Origin of the sequence: Microbacterium sp. NPDC057659, from assembly GCF_042799915.1 — a bacterium.
Taxonomy (GTDB): domain Bacteria; phylum Actinomycetota; class Actinomycetes; order Actinomycetales; family Microbacteriaceae; genus Microbacterium.
The window spans coordinates 867,059-881,959 of the sequence record NZ_JBHVHU010000002.1 but is presented as its reverse complement, the minus strand read 5'-3'; the positions used below and the strand labels follow the sequence as shown (position 1 = coordinate 881,959).

At 70.3% G+C, this 14,901-nt stretch carries 17 protein-coding genes; 9 read left to right on the top strand and 8 right to left on the bottom strand.

The window, feature by feature from the left end:
- Positions 1-77: 77 nt before the first annotated feature.
- On the bottom strand, positions 78-950 hold the full coding sequence (locus ACFVAE_RS12695) for a VOC family protein (protein WP_378892540.1): 873 nt from the start codon (positions 948-950) through the stop codon (positions 78-80).
- Positions 951-1,041: 91 nt separating this feature from the next.
- Here ACFVAE_RS12695 and ACFVAE_RS12690 point away from each other — a divergent pair, with 91 nt between their 5' ends.
- On the top strand, positions 1,042-2,373 hold the full coding sequence (locus ACFVAE_RS12690; RefSeq protein WP_378892537.1) for an MATE family efflux transporter: 1,332 nt from the start codon (positions 1,042-1,044) through the stop codon (positions 2,371-2,373).
- 9 nt (positions 2,374-2,382) lie between these two features.
- Here the strand turns inward: ACFVAE_RS12690 and ACFVAE_RS12685 are convergent, their stop codons facing one another.
- The 4 genes from ACFVAE_RS12685 to ACFVAE_RS12670 all read right to left on the bottom strand — a co-directional run bounded on the left by ACFVAE_RS12685 (position 2,383) and on the right by ACFVAE_RS12670 (position 6,133).
- Positions 2,383-3,564 (bottom strand): hypothetical protein, encoded by a 1,182-nt coding sequence (locus ACFVAE_RS12685; protein ID WP_378892534.1) that lies wholly within the window; start codon positions 3,562-3,564, stop codon positions 2,383-2,385.
- Between the two features lie 57 nt (positions 3,565-3,621).
- Positions 3,622-4,290, bottom strand: a complete 669-nt coding sequence (locus tag ACFVAE_RS12680) for a response regulator (protein ID WP_378892531.1) — start codon at positions 4,288-4,290, stop codon at positions 3,622-3,624.
- Positions 4,287-5,420, bottom strand: a complete 1,134-nt coding sequence (locus ACFVAE_RS12675; protein WP_378892528.1) for a sensor histidine kinase — start codon at positions 5,418-5,420, stop codon at positions 4,287-4,289. The genes ACFVAE_RS12680 and ACFVAE_RS12675 overlap by 4 nt, the downstream gene beginning before the upstream one ends.
- A gap of 86 nt (positions 5,421-5,506) precedes the next feature.
- Positions 5,507-6,133, bottom strand: a complete 627-nt coding sequence (locus tag ACFVAE_RS12670; protein WP_378892526.1) for a TrmH family RNA methyltransferase — start codon at positions 6,131-6,133, stop codon at positions 5,507-5,509.
- Between the two features lie 42 nt (positions 6,134-6,175).
- On the opposite strand from ACFVAE_RS12670, the gene ACFVAE_RS12665 reads away from it, so the two are divergent.
- Positions 6,176-7,408 carry an Nramp family divalent metal transporter gene (locus tag ACFVAE_RS12665; RefSeq protein WP_378892524.1) on the top strand — a complete coding sequence of 411 codons (1,233 nt, stop codon included), beginning with the start codon at positions 6,176-6,178 and terminating at the stop codon, positions 7,406-7,408.
- Between the two features lie 131 nt (positions 7,409-7,539).
- On the opposite strand, the gene ACFVAE_RS12660 is transcribed toward ACFVAE_RS12665, so the two are convergent.
- Positions 7,540-8,946: a glycoside hydrolase family 5 protein gene (locus tag ACFVAE_RS12660; RefSeq protein WP_378892521.1), complete on the bottom strand. Its 1,407-nt coding sequence runs from the start codon at positions 8,944-8,946 to the stop codon at positions 7,540-7,542.
- A 51-nt stretch (positions 8,947-8,997) separates the two neighbouring features.
- Here ACFVAE_RS12660 and ACFVAE_RS12655 point away from each other — a divergent pair, with 51 nt between their 5' ends.
- The 7 genes from ACFVAE_RS12655 (at position 8,998) to ACFVAE_RS12625 (ending at position 13,050) form a co-directional block, all read left to right on the top strand.
- The gene (locus tag ACFVAE_RS12655; protein ID WP_378892519.1) at positions 8,998-9,582 is read left to right on the top strand and encodes a hypothetical protein; all 585 of its coding nucleotides are present in this window, start codon (positions 8,998-9,000) and stop codon (positions 9,580-9,582) included.
- A gap of 87 nt (positions 9,583-9,669) precedes the next feature.
- Entirely contained in the window at positions 9,670-9,993 is a 324-nt protein-coding gene (locus tag ACFVAE_RS12650; RefSeq protein ID WP_378892516.1) for a hypothetical protein, read from the top strand.
- Positions 9,993-10,625: a metal-dependent transcriptional regulator gene (locus ACFVAE_RS12645; protein WP_378892514.1), complete on the top strand. Its 633-nt coding sequence runs from the start codon at positions 9,993-9,995 to the stop codon at positions 10,623-10,625. Before ACFVAE_RS12650 ends, ACFVAE_RS12645 begins: the two co-directional genes overlap by 1 nt.
- 90 nt (positions 10,626-10,715) lie before the next feature.
- On the top strand, positions 10,716-11,507 hold the full coding sequence (locus tag ACFVAE_RS12640; protein ID WP_378892511.1) for an alpha/beta fold hydrolase: 792 nt from the start codon (positions 10,716-10,718) through the stop codon (positions 11,505-11,507).
- 27 nt (positions 11,508-11,534) lie between these two features.
- Complete coding sequence (locus ACFVAE_RS12635) at positions 11,535-12,317, top strand: HAD-IIA family hydrolase (RefSeq protein ID WP_378892508.1); 783 nt, start codon at positions 11,535-11,537, stop codon at positions 12,315-12,317.
- Positions 12,317-12,889: a YdeI family protein gene (locus ACFVAE_RS12630; RefSeq protein ID WP_378892505.1), complete on the top strand. Its 573-nt coding sequence runs from the start codon at positions 12,317-12,319 to the stop codon at positions 12,887-12,889. The genes ACFVAE_RS12635 and ACFVAE_RS12630 overlap by 1 nt, the downstream gene beginning before the upstream one ends.
- On the top strand, positions 12,886-13,050 hold the full coding sequence (locus ACFVAE_RS12625; RefSeq protein ID WP_378892503.1) for a hypothetical protein: 165 nt from the start codon (positions 12,886-12,888) through the stop codon (positions 13,048-13,050). The genes ACFVAE_RS12630 and ACFVAE_RS12625 overlap by 4 nt, the downstream gene beginning before the upstream one ends.
- A 24-nt stretch (positions 13,051-13,074) precedes the next feature.
- On the opposite strand, the gene ACFVAE_RS12620 is transcribed toward ACFVAE_RS12625, so the two are convergent.
- Positions 13,075-13,965, bottom strand: a complete 891-nt coding sequence (locus ACFVAE_RS12620; RefSeq protein ID WP_378892501.1) for a carbohydrate ABC transporter permease — start codon at positions 13,963-13,965, stop codon at positions 13,075-13,077.
- Positions 13,962-14,864: a carbohydrate ABC transporter permease gene (locus ACFVAE_RS12615; RefSeq protein ID WP_378892498.1), complete on the bottom strand. Its 903-nt coding sequence runs from the start codon at positions 14,862-14,864 to the stop codon at positions 13,962-13,964. The genes ACFVAE_RS12620 and ACFVAE_RS12615 overlap by 4 nt, the downstream gene beginning before the upstream one ends.
- Positions 14,865-14,901 lie beyond the last annotated feature (37 nt).

Here is a 14,901-nt window from a genome sequence, read left to right as displayed (position 1 = left end):
GATAAGGGGTGCAGTCGACGGCAACTGGCTCAGTCGACGGCAATCGATGCATTCCCGCGTCGCCCTCCCCCGCGCGGTCAGCCGACGGATGCCTGCAGCAGGTTGCTCCACGGATCGTCGAAGCTCACCGTGCGGCCGTCGTCACGCACAGCGAAGCCGTGGTCGCGCAGTCGCTCGGTCAGCGCCTCCAGCGCGTCGGCGTCGGGCAGCGTCAGGTCGACCCGGCCCAGTCCGAGTGCCGGCATCCGTGGTCCGGCGCCGCGCGACTCCCACACGTTCATCGCCATGTGGTGGTGGTACCCGCCTGCGCTGACGAACAGCGCGCTCGTGCCGAGCGACGCGGTGGCGTCGAAGCCCAGTGCGTCGACGTAGAAGCTGCGTGCGGTCGCGACGTCCCCCACCGACAGGTGCACGTGACCGACGGATGCCGCATCCTGAGCCGTCGACCCGTCGATGACGGCCTCGGTGAGGTGCTCGCCGAGGTAGGCGTTCGGGTCGAGGTACAGCGTCGCCATCTCGACCTGCCCGTGCGTCCACGACCACTCGGAGCGTGCGCGATCCCAGTACAGCTCGACGCCGTTGCCCTCCGGATCGGTGAAGTAGAAGGCCTGGCTTACCAGGTGATCCGCGCTGCCGGTGAATGTGCCGGGCGCGTGCCGGGCCACGGAGTACAGCGCGGCGGCGAGCGCCGCCTGCGATTCGAACAGGATGGCCGTGTGGTACAGCCCTGCGGAACCGGATGCCGCGTGCCGCAGCCCCGGCTCATGCCGCAGCACGACGATCGGCACCCCTGCCCGCCCGAGCGTCACGGTGTCGCCCTCGGCCGAGAGCACGTGCAGCGTGACGACGTCCCGGTAGTACCGCGTCATCCCCTCGAGGTCGCCGACAAGAAGGGTGACCGCGCCCATGTGGGTGGCGGCGGCGAGGCGGTCGGATGCGGCGATCTCCATGTCTGATGCAACGTGCCACGGGCAGGGCGCATTCCGGCATCGTCGGGCTTCCCGATGCCTGCACGAGCAGACCTCCACGAAGGGGCGTGGGATGATCGAACGCGTGCCGAACCCGCCCCTGAACCGCGAGATCCTGCGGCTCGCCGTCCCCGCGCTCGGGGCCCTCGTCGCCGAACCGCTGTTCCTCATCGTCGACGCGGCGCTGGTCGGGCACCTCGGCACCGTCCCCCTCGCAGGGCTCGGCATCGCCAGTGCCGTGCTGCAGACCATCGTGGGCCTGATGGTGTTCCTCGCCTACTCCACCACCCCCGCCGTCGCCCGCCGCTTCGGTGCAGGCAAGCCGGGCGATGCGGTCTCGGCCGGCATCGACGGCATGTGGCTCGCGCTCGGGCTCGGCGCGGTCCTCGCCGTCGTCGGCGCGCTCGCGTCGCCCTGGCTGGTGTCCCTGTTCGGAGCATCCGAGGCCGTGGCATCCGAGGCGCGCATCTACCTCTCGATCTCGATGTGGGGCCTGCCGGCCATGCTCATCGTCTTCGCCGCCACCGGCCTGCTGCGCGGCATGCAGAACACGGTCACCCCGCTCTGGATCGCCGGACTCGGCTTCGCCGCGAACGCCCTGCTGAACTGGCTGTTCATCTACGGCCTGCACTGGGGCATCGCCGGCTCCGCCTTCGGCACCGTGCTCGCCCAGTGGGGCATGGTCGGCGCCTACGCCTTCGTCGTTCAGCGCCTCGCCCGCCGGCACGGCGCCTCGCTGCGCGCGCAGCGCGACGGCATCCGCGGCACGGCCCGCTCCGGAGGCTGGCTGTTCCTGCGCACGGTCAGCCTTCGCGTCGCGCTGCTCGCGACCGTGGGCGTCGCCACCGGCATCGGCACGGATGAGCTCGCCGGCTGGCAGATCGTGTTCACCATGTTCTCCACCGCCGCCTTCGCCCTCGACGCACTGGCGATCGCCGCGCAAGCGCTGATCGGCAAGTCCCTCGGCGCCGGGGACGAGGCCGAGGTGCACCACGTGCTGCGCCGCACCGTCGCGTGGGGCGCCTGGTTCGGCGTGATCGTCGGCGCGATCGTCGCCGCTCTCTCCGGTGTGCTCGGCCTGCTGTTCACCGGCGACCCCACCGTCGCCGCCCTCATCCAGCCCGCCCTCATCGTGCTCGCGATCGCCCAGCCGATCGCAGGCGTGGTGTTCGTGCTCGACGGCGTGCTGATGGGCGCCGACGATGCGAAGTACCTCGCGATCGTCGGCGCCCTCAACCTGGTGCCCTTCCTGCCCACGCTCTGGATCATCGCCGCGACCGGCGTCTCCGGCACCGCCGGCCTGGTCTGGCTCGCCATCGCCTTCTTCGGCGTCTACCTGCTCGCGCGCCTCGGAACGCTCGGCTGGCGCGTCAGGACGGATGCCTGGATGCGGATGCCCGTCTGACGCGACCGCTCACGCGTCGCGGCTCTCCCGCAGCTCGAGCTCGTGGAGCGCACGCGACGGGAGCGCATCATCCGAGGCCTTCTCGGCGGCCACGATCCGCGCATCCGCGCGGTGCATCGCGTACCCCCAGGCCGCCAGGCCCAGCGCCGGACCCCACAGCCAGAACGGGAACACCACGAAGAACTCGATCTGCGCGCCGGCGCCGACGGGCGCATAGCGCCCTTCCAGCACCGAGGTCAGGAACTCGGCTCCGCCCGCGATGAACAGCACGGCCACGATCATCGCCGCGATCACCGGCAGGCCGACCGGCACGACCCGACCGCCGATCCACGCGAACCAGCGCGGGAACCGCTCACCGAACGGAAGCACCAGACCGAGGGTGAGCACCCCGGCCATCAGCATCCCGAACCCGAGCGAGAGTCCGATGACCATCACGTCCGGCGTGGCCCGGAGCACATCTGCACCGGGGCCGAACAGCGGCCACGGAGTGAGCCACGTCGCCCGCACGAACGCGTACGGCACGGCGCAGGATGCGGCGACCACCGTGATCGCCACGCGATGGGCCAGCACCCACCTGGCGACCGCTCCACGGCCGGCGGGACCGGCGCTCCCGTCGCCGATCGCGCTCAGCACGATGCAGGCGGCGAGCACCAGGTAGGCGGCGGTGACCGCGATCTGCGGCACCTGCTCCACCAGGCTCGCGAGCACGTCCGGCAGCAGCGGCTCCCCACCCAGGCGGATCGTCGCGAACACGAAGATCCCGGCGATCGCTGCCGCCACGGGAAGGCCGACGAGCGGTCGCCTGATCGCCAGAAGCACCGAGCCCGCGATGACCAGGCACATCGCCGTCATGGCGAAGGAGTAGCCGGCGACCGGGATGGCGTTGCCGGGCGCGAGCAGCAGCGCGACGACCGTCACGGCCACGGCGATGACGCCGGTCGGCCCGGATGTCTCGCGTCCGCGCGTCCGGGCGAACAGCGCCAGCGACACCACGACGCCGACCACGCCCGTCAGCAGACCGACCAGCCCCGCTGCGAACGGGTCCACGACCCGGTCGAGCAGACTCTGCGGCAGTTCGCCGTACCAGCCGGCGAACACCGGAACGGTCAGCCGGAGCATCGAGATGGCCGCGATCACGGCGGCGCAGAAGGCTGCCAGCAGGGGCAGTGTCGTTCTCGTCCGAATATCCATACCCCGACGGTAGAAACCCGGGGCATCCGCCCGCGTCGCCCGCCGGAGCGATCATCGTCACCCGCGCGGGTGACTTCCCGGCCGCAGGATGCCGTTCTCGTAGGCCCAGATCACGACGTGCAGCCGATCGGGCAGACCGAGCTTGGCGAGCACCGCCTTCACATGCGTCTTCACCGTGTTCGGCGACACGAAGAGCCGCTGCGCGATCACATCGTTGCCTGCGCCCGACGCCAGCAGCCGCAGCACATCCTGCTCACGCGGGCTCAGCGCGGCAAGCGCCTCCTCCGCGCCTCCGGTGGCCACGCCCTCGCGCACGAACCCCACCATGGCCGCGATCGCGGCATCCCCCATCGCCGCCTCGCCCTCGGCGACGGCGACCACCGCATCGGCGACGGCCTGCGGGGTGGCGTCCTTTGTGAGGAAGCCGCTCGCACCGGCGCGGATCGCGCCGAACACGTACTCGTCCAGATCGAACGTCGTCAGCACCAGCACACGGGTGTCGGGCCGGATGCGGCGGACCTCGGCCGTCGCGGCGATGCCGTCGGTCCCCGGCATCCGCACATCCATCAGCACGACGTCGACGGCGCGTGCGCGCACGAACGAGATCGCCTCGTCGCCGGAGCCGACCGACCCGGCGATCTCGATCCGGTCGTCGCGGGCGAGCATCAGCGCGAGCGCCTCGCGCAGCAGCTCCTGGTCGTCGGCGAGCAGCACCCGCACCGTCATCCGTCCTCCTCCACGGGCAGCACGGCGCGCAGCCGCCAGCCGCCCTCGGTCCGTCCCGACTCGAGCGTGCCGCCGACCAGGCGCACGCGCTCGGCGAGACCGGCGAGCCCTGTTCCTGTCCCGAGCCCCGCTCCTGATGCTCCGGACCCGCCGTCGTCGTCGATCGCGACCCTCAGCTCCGATCCCCAGTCGAGCTGCACCCGCACGGCACGCGGCGGAGCCGTGTGCCGGATCGCGTTGGTCAGTCCTTCGCGCACGACCGGCAGCAGCGCCAGCTGGACCGGGGCGGAGAGAGCACGGCGCGCGCCGTGCTCGCCGAAGTCGATCCGGGTCTCGGGGCTGCGAGCGCCCGCGATGATGTCGTCGAGCGCGTCGAGCCCCTCGGCGGGCTGCAGCGGCGCGTCATCCCTCACGATCCCGCGCATGCCGCGCAGCGCGTCGCGACCGCTCTCGAGCACCACGTCGAGGGCGCTCTCGCTCACCTCGGGCTGCTCGCGCAGGAAGCCTCTGGCGACCTCGGCCTGCGCGATCATGACCGTCAGCGAGTGCGCGACGACGTCGTGCAGCTCGACGCTGATCCGAGTCCGCTCGTCGGCGAGCGCTTCGCGCACCCGTGCCTCCTCCTGCGCCGCGGCCTGCGCTCGGCGCAGCCGCTGCAGCAGTCCGAACGCCCAGGCCGCCGCGTTCGCGGCGACGAGCCCGAGAAAGGCACCGAGCTTCCAGATCGGATCGATCAGCTCGGGGGCCGTCACCGCCACGAACGCCGAGCCGACGACGGCGACGGCGATCGCGAGCAGCGCGTACCGCCGCTCGCTGCGGACGGCCACCTGATGCACGCAGACCAGGTACGCGAGCGCCGATGGGTACAGCGCCGTCGTCACCCCGACCGCGACGGGGAAGATCGCGAGCAGCAGCATGATCAGGCTGGCCGCGACGAACGCCCCGATCGGATGCCGCGATGCGAAGAACGACACGACATGCAGGGCGATGAACAGGGCACCCGCGGCGAGCGCAAACGGCAGGTCGAGCGCGGTCGGCTGCTGGGCCAGCGCCACCAGCGACGCCGGCAGCAGGATCAGCGTGAGCAGCCCGGGGACGAGCAGGTCGAGCCGGAGGGACGCGCGCGGCATGCCCCCATGCTGGCATGCGCTCGCGAGAGGGCGCATCACCCCGGCGGGTGATGCGCGTCACCGCGCGAATGGGCTGACAGCCCGGCTCACGCGTGGCGCCGGCACCACTCGTACATGACGACGGCCGCGGCCGCGCTGGCGTTGATCGAGCGCGTCGAGCCGTACTGGGTGATCTCGATGTGACCGGACGCCGCGGCGAGCGCCTCCTCCGACAGCCCTGGCCCCTCCTGACCGAACAGCAGCACGCACCGCTCCGGCAGATCGGCACGGTCCACCGGCACGGCCTCGCCGACATTGTCGACGGCGATGATCGGGATGCCGGCATCCGCCGCCCATTCCGCAAAGGCCGCGACGTCCGCGTGATGCACGACGTGCTGGTACCTGTCAGTGACCATCGCGCCGCGCCGGTTCCACCGGCGGCGCCCGATGATGTGCACGGTGTCGGCGAGGAACGCGTTGGCGCTGCGCACGATCGACCCGATGTTCATGTCGTGCTGCCAGTTCTCGATGGCGACATGGAACGGATGCCGCTGCGTGTCGAGATCGGCGACGATCGCCTCCATCGTCCAGTACCGGTAGCGGTCGATCACGTTGCGGGTGTCGCCCAGCTCGAGCAGCTCGGGATCGTACTGCTCGCCCTCCGGCCACTCTCCCTGCCAGGGACCGACGCCGTAGCCGGGCTGGGTCACTGATCCGGTCGACTCGTCGCTCACGTTCCCACGCTACCGCCGCCGGTCTGTGGCTAATATTTAGGCGTGCCTAAAAATCTTGCGACCCGAACGAGTGGGGCGTGGCTGCTCGGTCCCGCCCTCGTCGCCGGCGTGGCGTATCTGGACCCCGGCAACGTCGCCAGCAACATGACCGCCGGCGCGCGGTACGGGTATCTGCTGGTCTGGGTCGTCGTCGTCGCGAACGTGATGGCCTGGCTCATCCAGTACCTCTCCGCCAAGCTCGGCGTCGTCACCGGGCGCAGCCTGCCCGAAATCCTGGGGCATCGGATGAAGCGGCCCTGGGCCCGCCGCGCGTACTGGCTGCAGGCGGAACTGGTGGCGATGGCCACCGACATCGCCGAGGTCATCGGCGGCGCCGTCGCCCTGCAGCTGCTGTTCGACGTCCCGCTGCTGCTCGGCGGCATCATCACCGGCGCCGTCTCGATGGTGCTCCTCGCCGTGCAGGCCCGCCGCGGGCCCCGACACTTCGAGTTCGTCATCATCGGTCTGATGGCCGTGATCACCATCGGATTCATGGCCGGCCTGTTCCTCGCGCCGCCCTCACCCACCGGCATCCTGTCGGGTCTCGTCCCGCGATTCACGGATGCCGGATCGGTGCTGCTCGCGGCATCCATCCTCGGCGCGACGATCATGCCGCACGCGATCTACGCGCACTCCGCACTGGCACGGGACAGGTTCGGGCGTGCGGACTCGGATGCCCCCGGCATCCCCCGCCTGCTCACCGCGACACGCTGGGATGTGAGCATCGCGATGGTGATCGCCGGCACCGTCAACCTCGCGATCCTGCTGCTCGCCGCTGCCACCCTCGCCGGCGTCGCCGGAACCGACTCGCTCGAGGGTGCGTACGCGGCGCTCGCCGAGAGCCTCGGCCCGGTCATCGCGACACTGTTCGCGGTCGGGCTGCTCGCCTCCGGTCTCGCGTCGACATCGGTCGGCGCCTACGCCGGCGCCGAGATCATGCACGGCCTGCTGCGGGTGCGCCTGCCGCTGCTGGCCCGCCGCCTGATCACGCTGATCCCCGCCCTGCTGATCCTCGGACTGGGCGTCGACCCGACCCTCGCCCTGGTGCTCAGCCAGGTCGCGCTCTCGTTCGGCATCCCGTTCGCACTCATCCCGCTGGTCGCGCTCACCGCGAAGCGCAGCATCCTCGGCGAGTACGTGAACCGCCGCAGGACCACCGTGCTCGGCATCGTGTGCGCGGTTCTGCTGATCGCGCTCAACGCGACGCTGCTGGTGCTGCTCGCGACCGGCGCGTGAGCGCTCGATCCTTCGTGAGTGCACCGGTTCCCGACGACTGAACCGGTTGGCGACGACTGAACCCCTTGGCGACGTCGACAACCGGTGCACTCGTCGGCAAGTGGTTCGCTCGCCGCCCCCTCGCGACCGGCTCAGCGCGCGACGGTCACCTCGGCGTCGCCTGTGACGTCGAGCGTGAGCAGACCGGATGCCGGATCCCACGAGCGCACCTCGGCGCCGGACACCTTCGGCTGCGAGGTGAATGACGTCGGCGGCAGGTACACGACCGCCGCTCCGCCGTCGCGCACCTCGAATCTCATCCCGTCCGCCGACGAGGTCCACGACACCAGGCCGTCGACCTCCCGCGGGTAGGGGCGGTCCAGCCAGCCGACCAGATTGCGAGGCGTGCCGTCGGACTCGTACGGGCCCCAGCTGCCATCGTCGCGGGACCAGTACACGACGCCCATGCCCGCGGCATCCGCCGTCTCATACACGAGCTTCACGTACTCCCCCGCGCCGTCGCGGGTGGTGTCCAGGCCGAACTCGCCGAGGATCACCGGCACGGCTCCGCGGCCCTGGCCGAGCACCTCGGCGGTGCGCAGCACGTTGGACCGCCACTGCGCGACCGTCCCCTGCACGAGCCCCTTCGAGTCGCCGGCGAAGCCGTCGCCGAGGTCCATCGGCAGCGGATAGAGGTGGGGGCAGAACGCCACGCGCGGGTCGCCCTCGCGCGGGTCGTCGATCGCGCCGAGCGCGCTGGGCAGGCCCCAGTTGAACCCGAACGCCTGCGGCTCGACGCACACCCAGGTGTCAGGATCGGCCTCGCGGATGGCATCCGTGGTGCGCTGGTACAGCTGCGTCAGCGGCCCGGACTCGAACGCCACGCCCTGCAGCGTGCCGCCATAGGGCTCGTTCATCAGGTCGTAGGCGACCACCGCGTCGTTGCCGGCGAAGCGCTCGGCGACCGCGCCCCACGCATCCGCGTAGTGCTCGGCGAGCTCCGGATGCTCGCCCGTGGTGTTCCAGAACTGGTCGAAGGCGCGGATCGTGCCCGGCTCGAGGTACACGAGCTCCCACATGTCACCCGTGTTCACCGGCAGGCCGTCGGTGAACGTGGCCCACTCGGGAGCACCGTTGCCCCAGTCGCCACTCGGGGTGATCGCCGCCCCCCACAGGTCCTGATGCATGTCGAGCATGACGTCGTAACCGCGATCCGCGTACCACTGCACGCGCTCCTCGACCTCGTCGAGGTACCCCTGGTCGATGACGCCCTTCTCGGGCTCGACCGCGCGCCAGGAGATGAGGAAGCGCACGAAGTTCGTGCCCATGTCGGCCTGCTCGCGGGCCAGGTCGTCCTCGGTGAACAGCGGGAGTCCGTCGGGCGTGCTCTTCGCACTGGATGCCGTGTTGAACCCGTGCTGCACGATGCTGCGGCCGTCGGAGTCCGCGATGAACCGCGTCGACGCCTCCGGCGCGACCCGGAGCGACGCCGCGACGGCACCGCCCGCGATCAGGAGCACGAGGGCCCCGGCCAGTGCCCACCGACTCGGATTCCGCATCCCGTGTCTCCTTCCGGCCTCATCGCCTCCTCGCACGGTAGCGTGTGCACCATGGCAGCGGAGCCCGACACTCAGTCCCACCCCCGAATCGACCGGGTCTCGTGGGTCGTGCTGGTCTCGCTGCTCGTGCTGGCAGTGCTCGCCGGTATCTGGCACGTGTCCGGCTGGGCGGCCACCTGGGTCTCGGCGCTGCTGTTCCCGCCGGCCGCGGGTCTGCCCGCGCTGTGGCCGCCGCTGCGGCTGTGGCCGCTCGGCGAGACCACGGTCGCGGTCTGGCTGATCGACCTGGCGGGCGTCGCCGTCATGCTGCTCACCGCGTGGGTGCAGCTGCGCGCGGCAGCGCGGAGGCATCCGCACCCGGGGCGCTGGCGCGCCTTCGGCCGCGGCCTGTGGACCACGATCCTCGCCTTCGTCGCCGGCAACATCGTGCGCGGCGTCGCGCAGAGCTTCCTGCTGCACTCCGACCTCGGCACGTACGCGGGGCAGCTGATCGCGAACGTGCTGGTCTCGGCGCTGGCCGGCCTGCTCGCCGGCATCGTGGTGGGGCTGGTCGCGATGCTGCTTGCAGGCCCGAAACCGGTCGAGACCCTCGCGCCCGCCGAGGATGCCGACACGGCAGCCCTGTTCCGGGCCTGAACGGTTCCCGGCGCGGCATCCGACGTCAGAGGCACCGCAGCATCCGCCGCGCATGGCCCCGGCCGGGACCGCCGGTAGGCTTGAGGAGTGTCCGCCACCCAGAACCGAGACGACTCCGACGCGCGTCGCGCTATGCGCATCTGCACCTGGATCTCGCTCGGCACGGGCGCGCTGGGCGTGCTGCTGCTCTTCCTCCCGCAGCTGCTGCCGGCCGGCGGCCCCTGGGTGCAGCTGGCGCTCGGCGTCATCACGCTGATCATGGCGTTCCGCGCCCGCCGCATCGGCACGCAGGGCGTGAACGACTACGACGGACGCCTGTCGCTGCTGGGCGCGATGGCGGGCTTCGCGATCTGCTTCTTCGCCGGGCAGGTGGCGTTCGGCGAGATCGTGCGGCTGGCCGGGCAGGGCTGATGGCCTCCCCCGCCGCGGACGACTATCTGAAGACCGTCTACTCGCACACCGAGTGGCAGGACGTGCCGATCACGCCGTCGCAGCTCGCCGCGAAGCTCGGCATCGCGCCGTCCAGCGTCACCGAGATGGTCAAGAAGCTGTCATCCGCCGGCCTCGTCTCGCACGTCCCGTACGGGGCCGTGAAGCTGACGGATGCCGGCCGGCGCCGCGCCCTGGAGATGCTGCGCCGTCACCGGCTGATCGAGACCTGGCTGGTGCGCGAGTTCGGCTACACCTGGGATGAGGTGCACGACGAGGCCGAGGTGCTCGAGCACACGATCAGCGACCGCCTGCTGGAGGGCATCGACGAGCGGCTCGGCCGCCCGCGGTTCGACCCGCACGGTGACGCGATCCCGGATGCCGCGGGGCACGTCACCCGCGAGCCGTTCGTCCTGCTGGCGGATGCCGCGCCCGGGCATTCCGGCCGCGTGCTGCGCGTCGACGATCGCGACCCGGAACTGCTCCGCGCGCTCGAGGCGCTCGGCATCGACGTCGCCTCCGAACTCGTCGTGACCCCCGACGGCGTCGAGCGGGACGGGCGAGCCGTCGTGCTGCCCGAGGGCTCCACGGGCGTGATCTGGCTCACGGCCTGACACAGCCGCGCCTGGGCGACGCGGTCACTCGCGAAATCCGCCGCGCGATCGAGACGCACCACCGTGCGCGCGCCTGAATACACTGTGCGAATGGGAACGCGTTTCTTCGACGTCGGCACCGCACAGCTCGCCTTCGACGCGCACGGCGAGGGGCCGGTCGTCATCATCGCGCACGGGTTGACGATGAGCCGCGCCGCTGACCGCGAGCAGCGGCTCACGGACTGGGACCGGCTCGTGAAGAAGGGTTTCCGGGTCGTCGCATACGACGCCCGCGGCCACGGCGAGACGGCAGGTCGTAAGGATCCGGACGACTACCGGTGGGAGAACCTGGCGACCGACCTGCTCGCGCTCGCCGAGGCGATCTCGCCGGACGAGCCGGTGCACGCGATCGGGTCGTCGATGGGCACCGCGACGATCCTGCACGCGCTGACGCAGCGACCGGAGCGGCTCCGCTCGGTCGCACTCACCGCGCCGCCGACCGCGTGGGAGACCCGTGCCGTGCAGAAGCGCGTCTACGAGATGAGCGCCGCGGCCGCCGAGACCATGACGCTGGACGAGTTCGTCGAGGCATCCGCTGCTGCTCCCGCGCCGGCGATCTTCGCCGAGACGTGGAACCCCGGCCCTCCGAGCATCGACATGGACGTGCTGCCCTCGGTGTTCCGAGGCGCGGGGCTGTGCGACCTGCCCTCGCAGGAGGATGTCGCGCGCATCGAGACGCCGGCCCTGATCCTGCCCTGGGCGACCGACCCTGGGCATCCGCTCTCGACGGCCGAGCGGCTCGCCGAACTGATGCCGCACGCCGACCTCGAGGTCGCCGAGGACATCGCGACGATCAAGCGCTGGCCCGACCGCGTCGCGGAGTTCTTCGCCGCGCACCCGTGACTCACGTGCCGCTCTAGGCTGGGCGTCATGGCTGAACGCTCCGAGATCGAATGCTGGCTGACCGACATGGACGGCGTGCTCGTGCATGAGAACGACGCCATTCCCGGCGCATCCGATCTGCTCGCGGGATGGGAGGAAGCAGACATCCCGTACCTGGTGCTGACGAACAACTCGATCTTCACCGCACGCGACCTCTCCGCGCGGTTGCGCGCCAGTGGTCTGCATGTGCCGGAGCACCGGATCTGGACATCCGCCCTCGCCACCGCCGACTTCCTCGCCTCACAGGTGCCGGGCGGCTCGGCGTTCGTGATCGGCGAGGCCGGCATCCTCACCGCGCTGCACGACGCCGGGTTCATCATGACCGAGACGAACCCCGACTTCGTGGTCGTCGGCGAGACCCGCAACTACTCCTTCGAGGCGATCACCAAGGCGATCCGGCTGATCGACGCCGGTGCGCGATTCATCGTCACGAACCCGGATGCCACGGGCCCGAGCGCCGAGGGGCCGCTGCCTGCGACCGGCGCGATCGCCGCCCTGATCACCAAGGCAACCGGCCGTGAGCCGTATGTGGTCGGCAAGCCGAACCCGATGATGTTCCGGTCGGCGCTCAATCAGATCGGTGCGCACTCCAAGCGCACCGGGATGATCGGCGACCGGATGGACACCGACATCGTCGCAGGCATCGAGGCGGGGCTGCACACCGTGCTGGTGCTCACCGGCATCAGCGACCAAGCCGAGATCGAGAAGTACCCGTTCCGCCCCGACGAGGTCGTCGCCTCGGTCGCCGACCTGCTGCCGGAGGTGCGCTGATGGGCGCGCTCGACGAGGGCGAGCGCGTGGTGGCGGCGGACGCCGCCACCTGGCGCGCCTGGCTGACCGAGAACCACGCCACTTCCAAGGGCGCCTGGCTGGTGCGCCCGCGGCCGGGCAACGACGACGTGCACATCGGCTACGAGGAGTCCATCCTGCAGGCGCTCTGCTTCGGGTGGATCGACGGTCCGGTGCGCAGCTTCGACGAGCGCATCGGCGGACTGTGGTTCGCGCCCCGCCGCGCGTCCAGCGGCTGGGCTGCCACCAACAAGGCCCGGGTCGCGAAGCTCGAATCCGAGGGGATGCTGGCGCCGGCCGGCATCCGAGCGATCGAGATCGCCAAGGCGAACGGCGCATGGGAGGTGCTGGACGGTCCTGGTGCGGGCATCGAGCCCGACGACCTGACGGCCGCGCTCGACGCCGCACCCGCAGCGCGCGCCGGCTGGGACTCGTTCCCGGCATCCGCGCGCAAGATGGGTCTCACACAGATCGCGATGGCCAAGCGCGCCGAGACCCGCGCGAACCGGATCGCGAAGATCGTGGCGGATGCCGCGGAAGGGAAGCGACCATGAGCCAGCAGGACCTGCTGTTCCTGGTGATGATCGGCATCGGACTCTCCGCAGTCACGGTCTTCGCCGTGCAGCTGCTGCGCAAGCCGAAGCACGACGACAAGGGCGCCTGGTACGAGGGCCCGTGGGACGACGACGACAAGCCCCGCGGACCGCGTCAGTGACGGGATCCGCGGGGCCGTTCCGCGCTACCCCTTGACCGAGCCCGACATCAGGCCGCCCACGAAGTACTTCCCGAGCAGGATGTAGACGATCAGCGGCGGCAGCGACGCCAGCAGCGCCCCGGCCATCGAGATGCCGTAGTCCTGCAGCAGCGCTCCGTTGGCCAGGTTGTTCAGCGCCAGCGTCACCGGCCCGTTCTGGCTCGAGGAGAAGAACACGGCGAACAGGTAGTCGTTCCACGCGTTCGTGAACTGCCAGATCAGCACCACCACGAAGCTGGGGATCGAGATCGGCAGGATGATCGACCAGTACGTCCGCAGCATCCCGGCGCCGTCCACCCGCCCGGCCTCGACCAGCTCGTTCGGCACGGTCAGGTAGTAGTTGCGGAAGATCAGCGTCGTGATCGGGATGCCGTAGATGACGTGCATCATGATCAGGGACGGCACGCCGCTCGGGATGCCCAGCTTGATCGTGATCTGCAGCAGCGGGATCATCACCGCCTGGTACGGGATGAACATGCCGAACAGGATCAGCGTGAACACGAGGTTCGCGCCGCGGAACCGCCACAGGGAGAGCACGTAGCCGTTCATGGAGCCGAGGAAGGCCGAGATGAGCGCGGCGGGGATCACGATGAGGAAGGATCGCCCGATCGACGGGGCCAGGGCTGTCCACGCGCCGATCCAGTTGTCCAGCACCCACATCTCGGGCAGGTTCCAGGCGCGGGTCGGCGAGGCGTCGCCCGGGCCCTTGAAGCTGGTCACGAGCAGCACGTACACCGGCGTCAGCACGATCAGCACGAACAGGATCATCACCGCGTACTTCACGGTGCGGCCCACGCTGAACCGCGACTTCGCGGGGCGGACCACCGGGGTCTTGTCCAGGCCGGAGTCCAGGATGGTCGTCGTCGCGGCGGTCATCGCTTCTCCTGACGGCTGGTCCAGATGAGGTACGGGATGACGATCACTGCGACGAGCACCAGCAGGATGGCGCCGACAGCCGCCGAGTTCGCGTAGTCGAAGCTCGACTTGAACACGTACATGTCGACCGCGGGCACCTTGGTCTGATAGTTCGCGGGCTTGGAGATCGACATGATCAGGTCGAACGACTTCAGCGACATGTGGCCGATGATGATCAGCGCCGACAGCGCCACCGGTGACAGCTGCGGGAACAGCACCATGCGATACAGCTGCCACTCGCTCGCGCCGTCCATGCGGGCCGCTTCACGGAGCTCGTCGGGGATGCCGCGGAATCCGGCGAGGAACAGCGCCATCACGTAGCCGGACAGCTGCCAGATCGCCGGCAGGGCGATCGCCACGATGCCGAACGTGATGTTGTTCCACCACGGGTTCTGCAGGAAGTCGAGGCCGATCATCTGGAACAGCCGGTTCAGGCCGCTGGCCTTCTCGCCCTCGTTCGAGTTCAGCAGCCAGCGCCAGACGACACCGGATGCGATGAACGAGACGGCCATCGGGAACAGGTAGATCGCCCGGAAAAAGCCCTCGCCCTTGGAGGGCCGGTCCATCAGCCACGCCCAGCCGAAGCCGATGATCATCGTTCCGGCGAGGAAGACGACGGTGAAGAGCAGCAGGTTCATCAGCGAGTGCTGGAAGCTCTCACTGGTGAGCAGATCGCCGTAGTTCTCGAACCACACGACCGTCGTCGGCTTGCGGCCGGTGGCCTGTGCGGCGGTGTGGTTGTCGGTGATGGAGGTCTGGAAGTTCGCCGCCAGCAGGCCGTAGACGAAGATCGCCATCAGGATCAGCGACGGGGCGAGCAGCAGCAGCGGGGGTCCCGCCGCTCTGAATCGTTTGCGCATGGTGCTCCTCTGCAGGAACCGCCCGGGGCTCACGCCC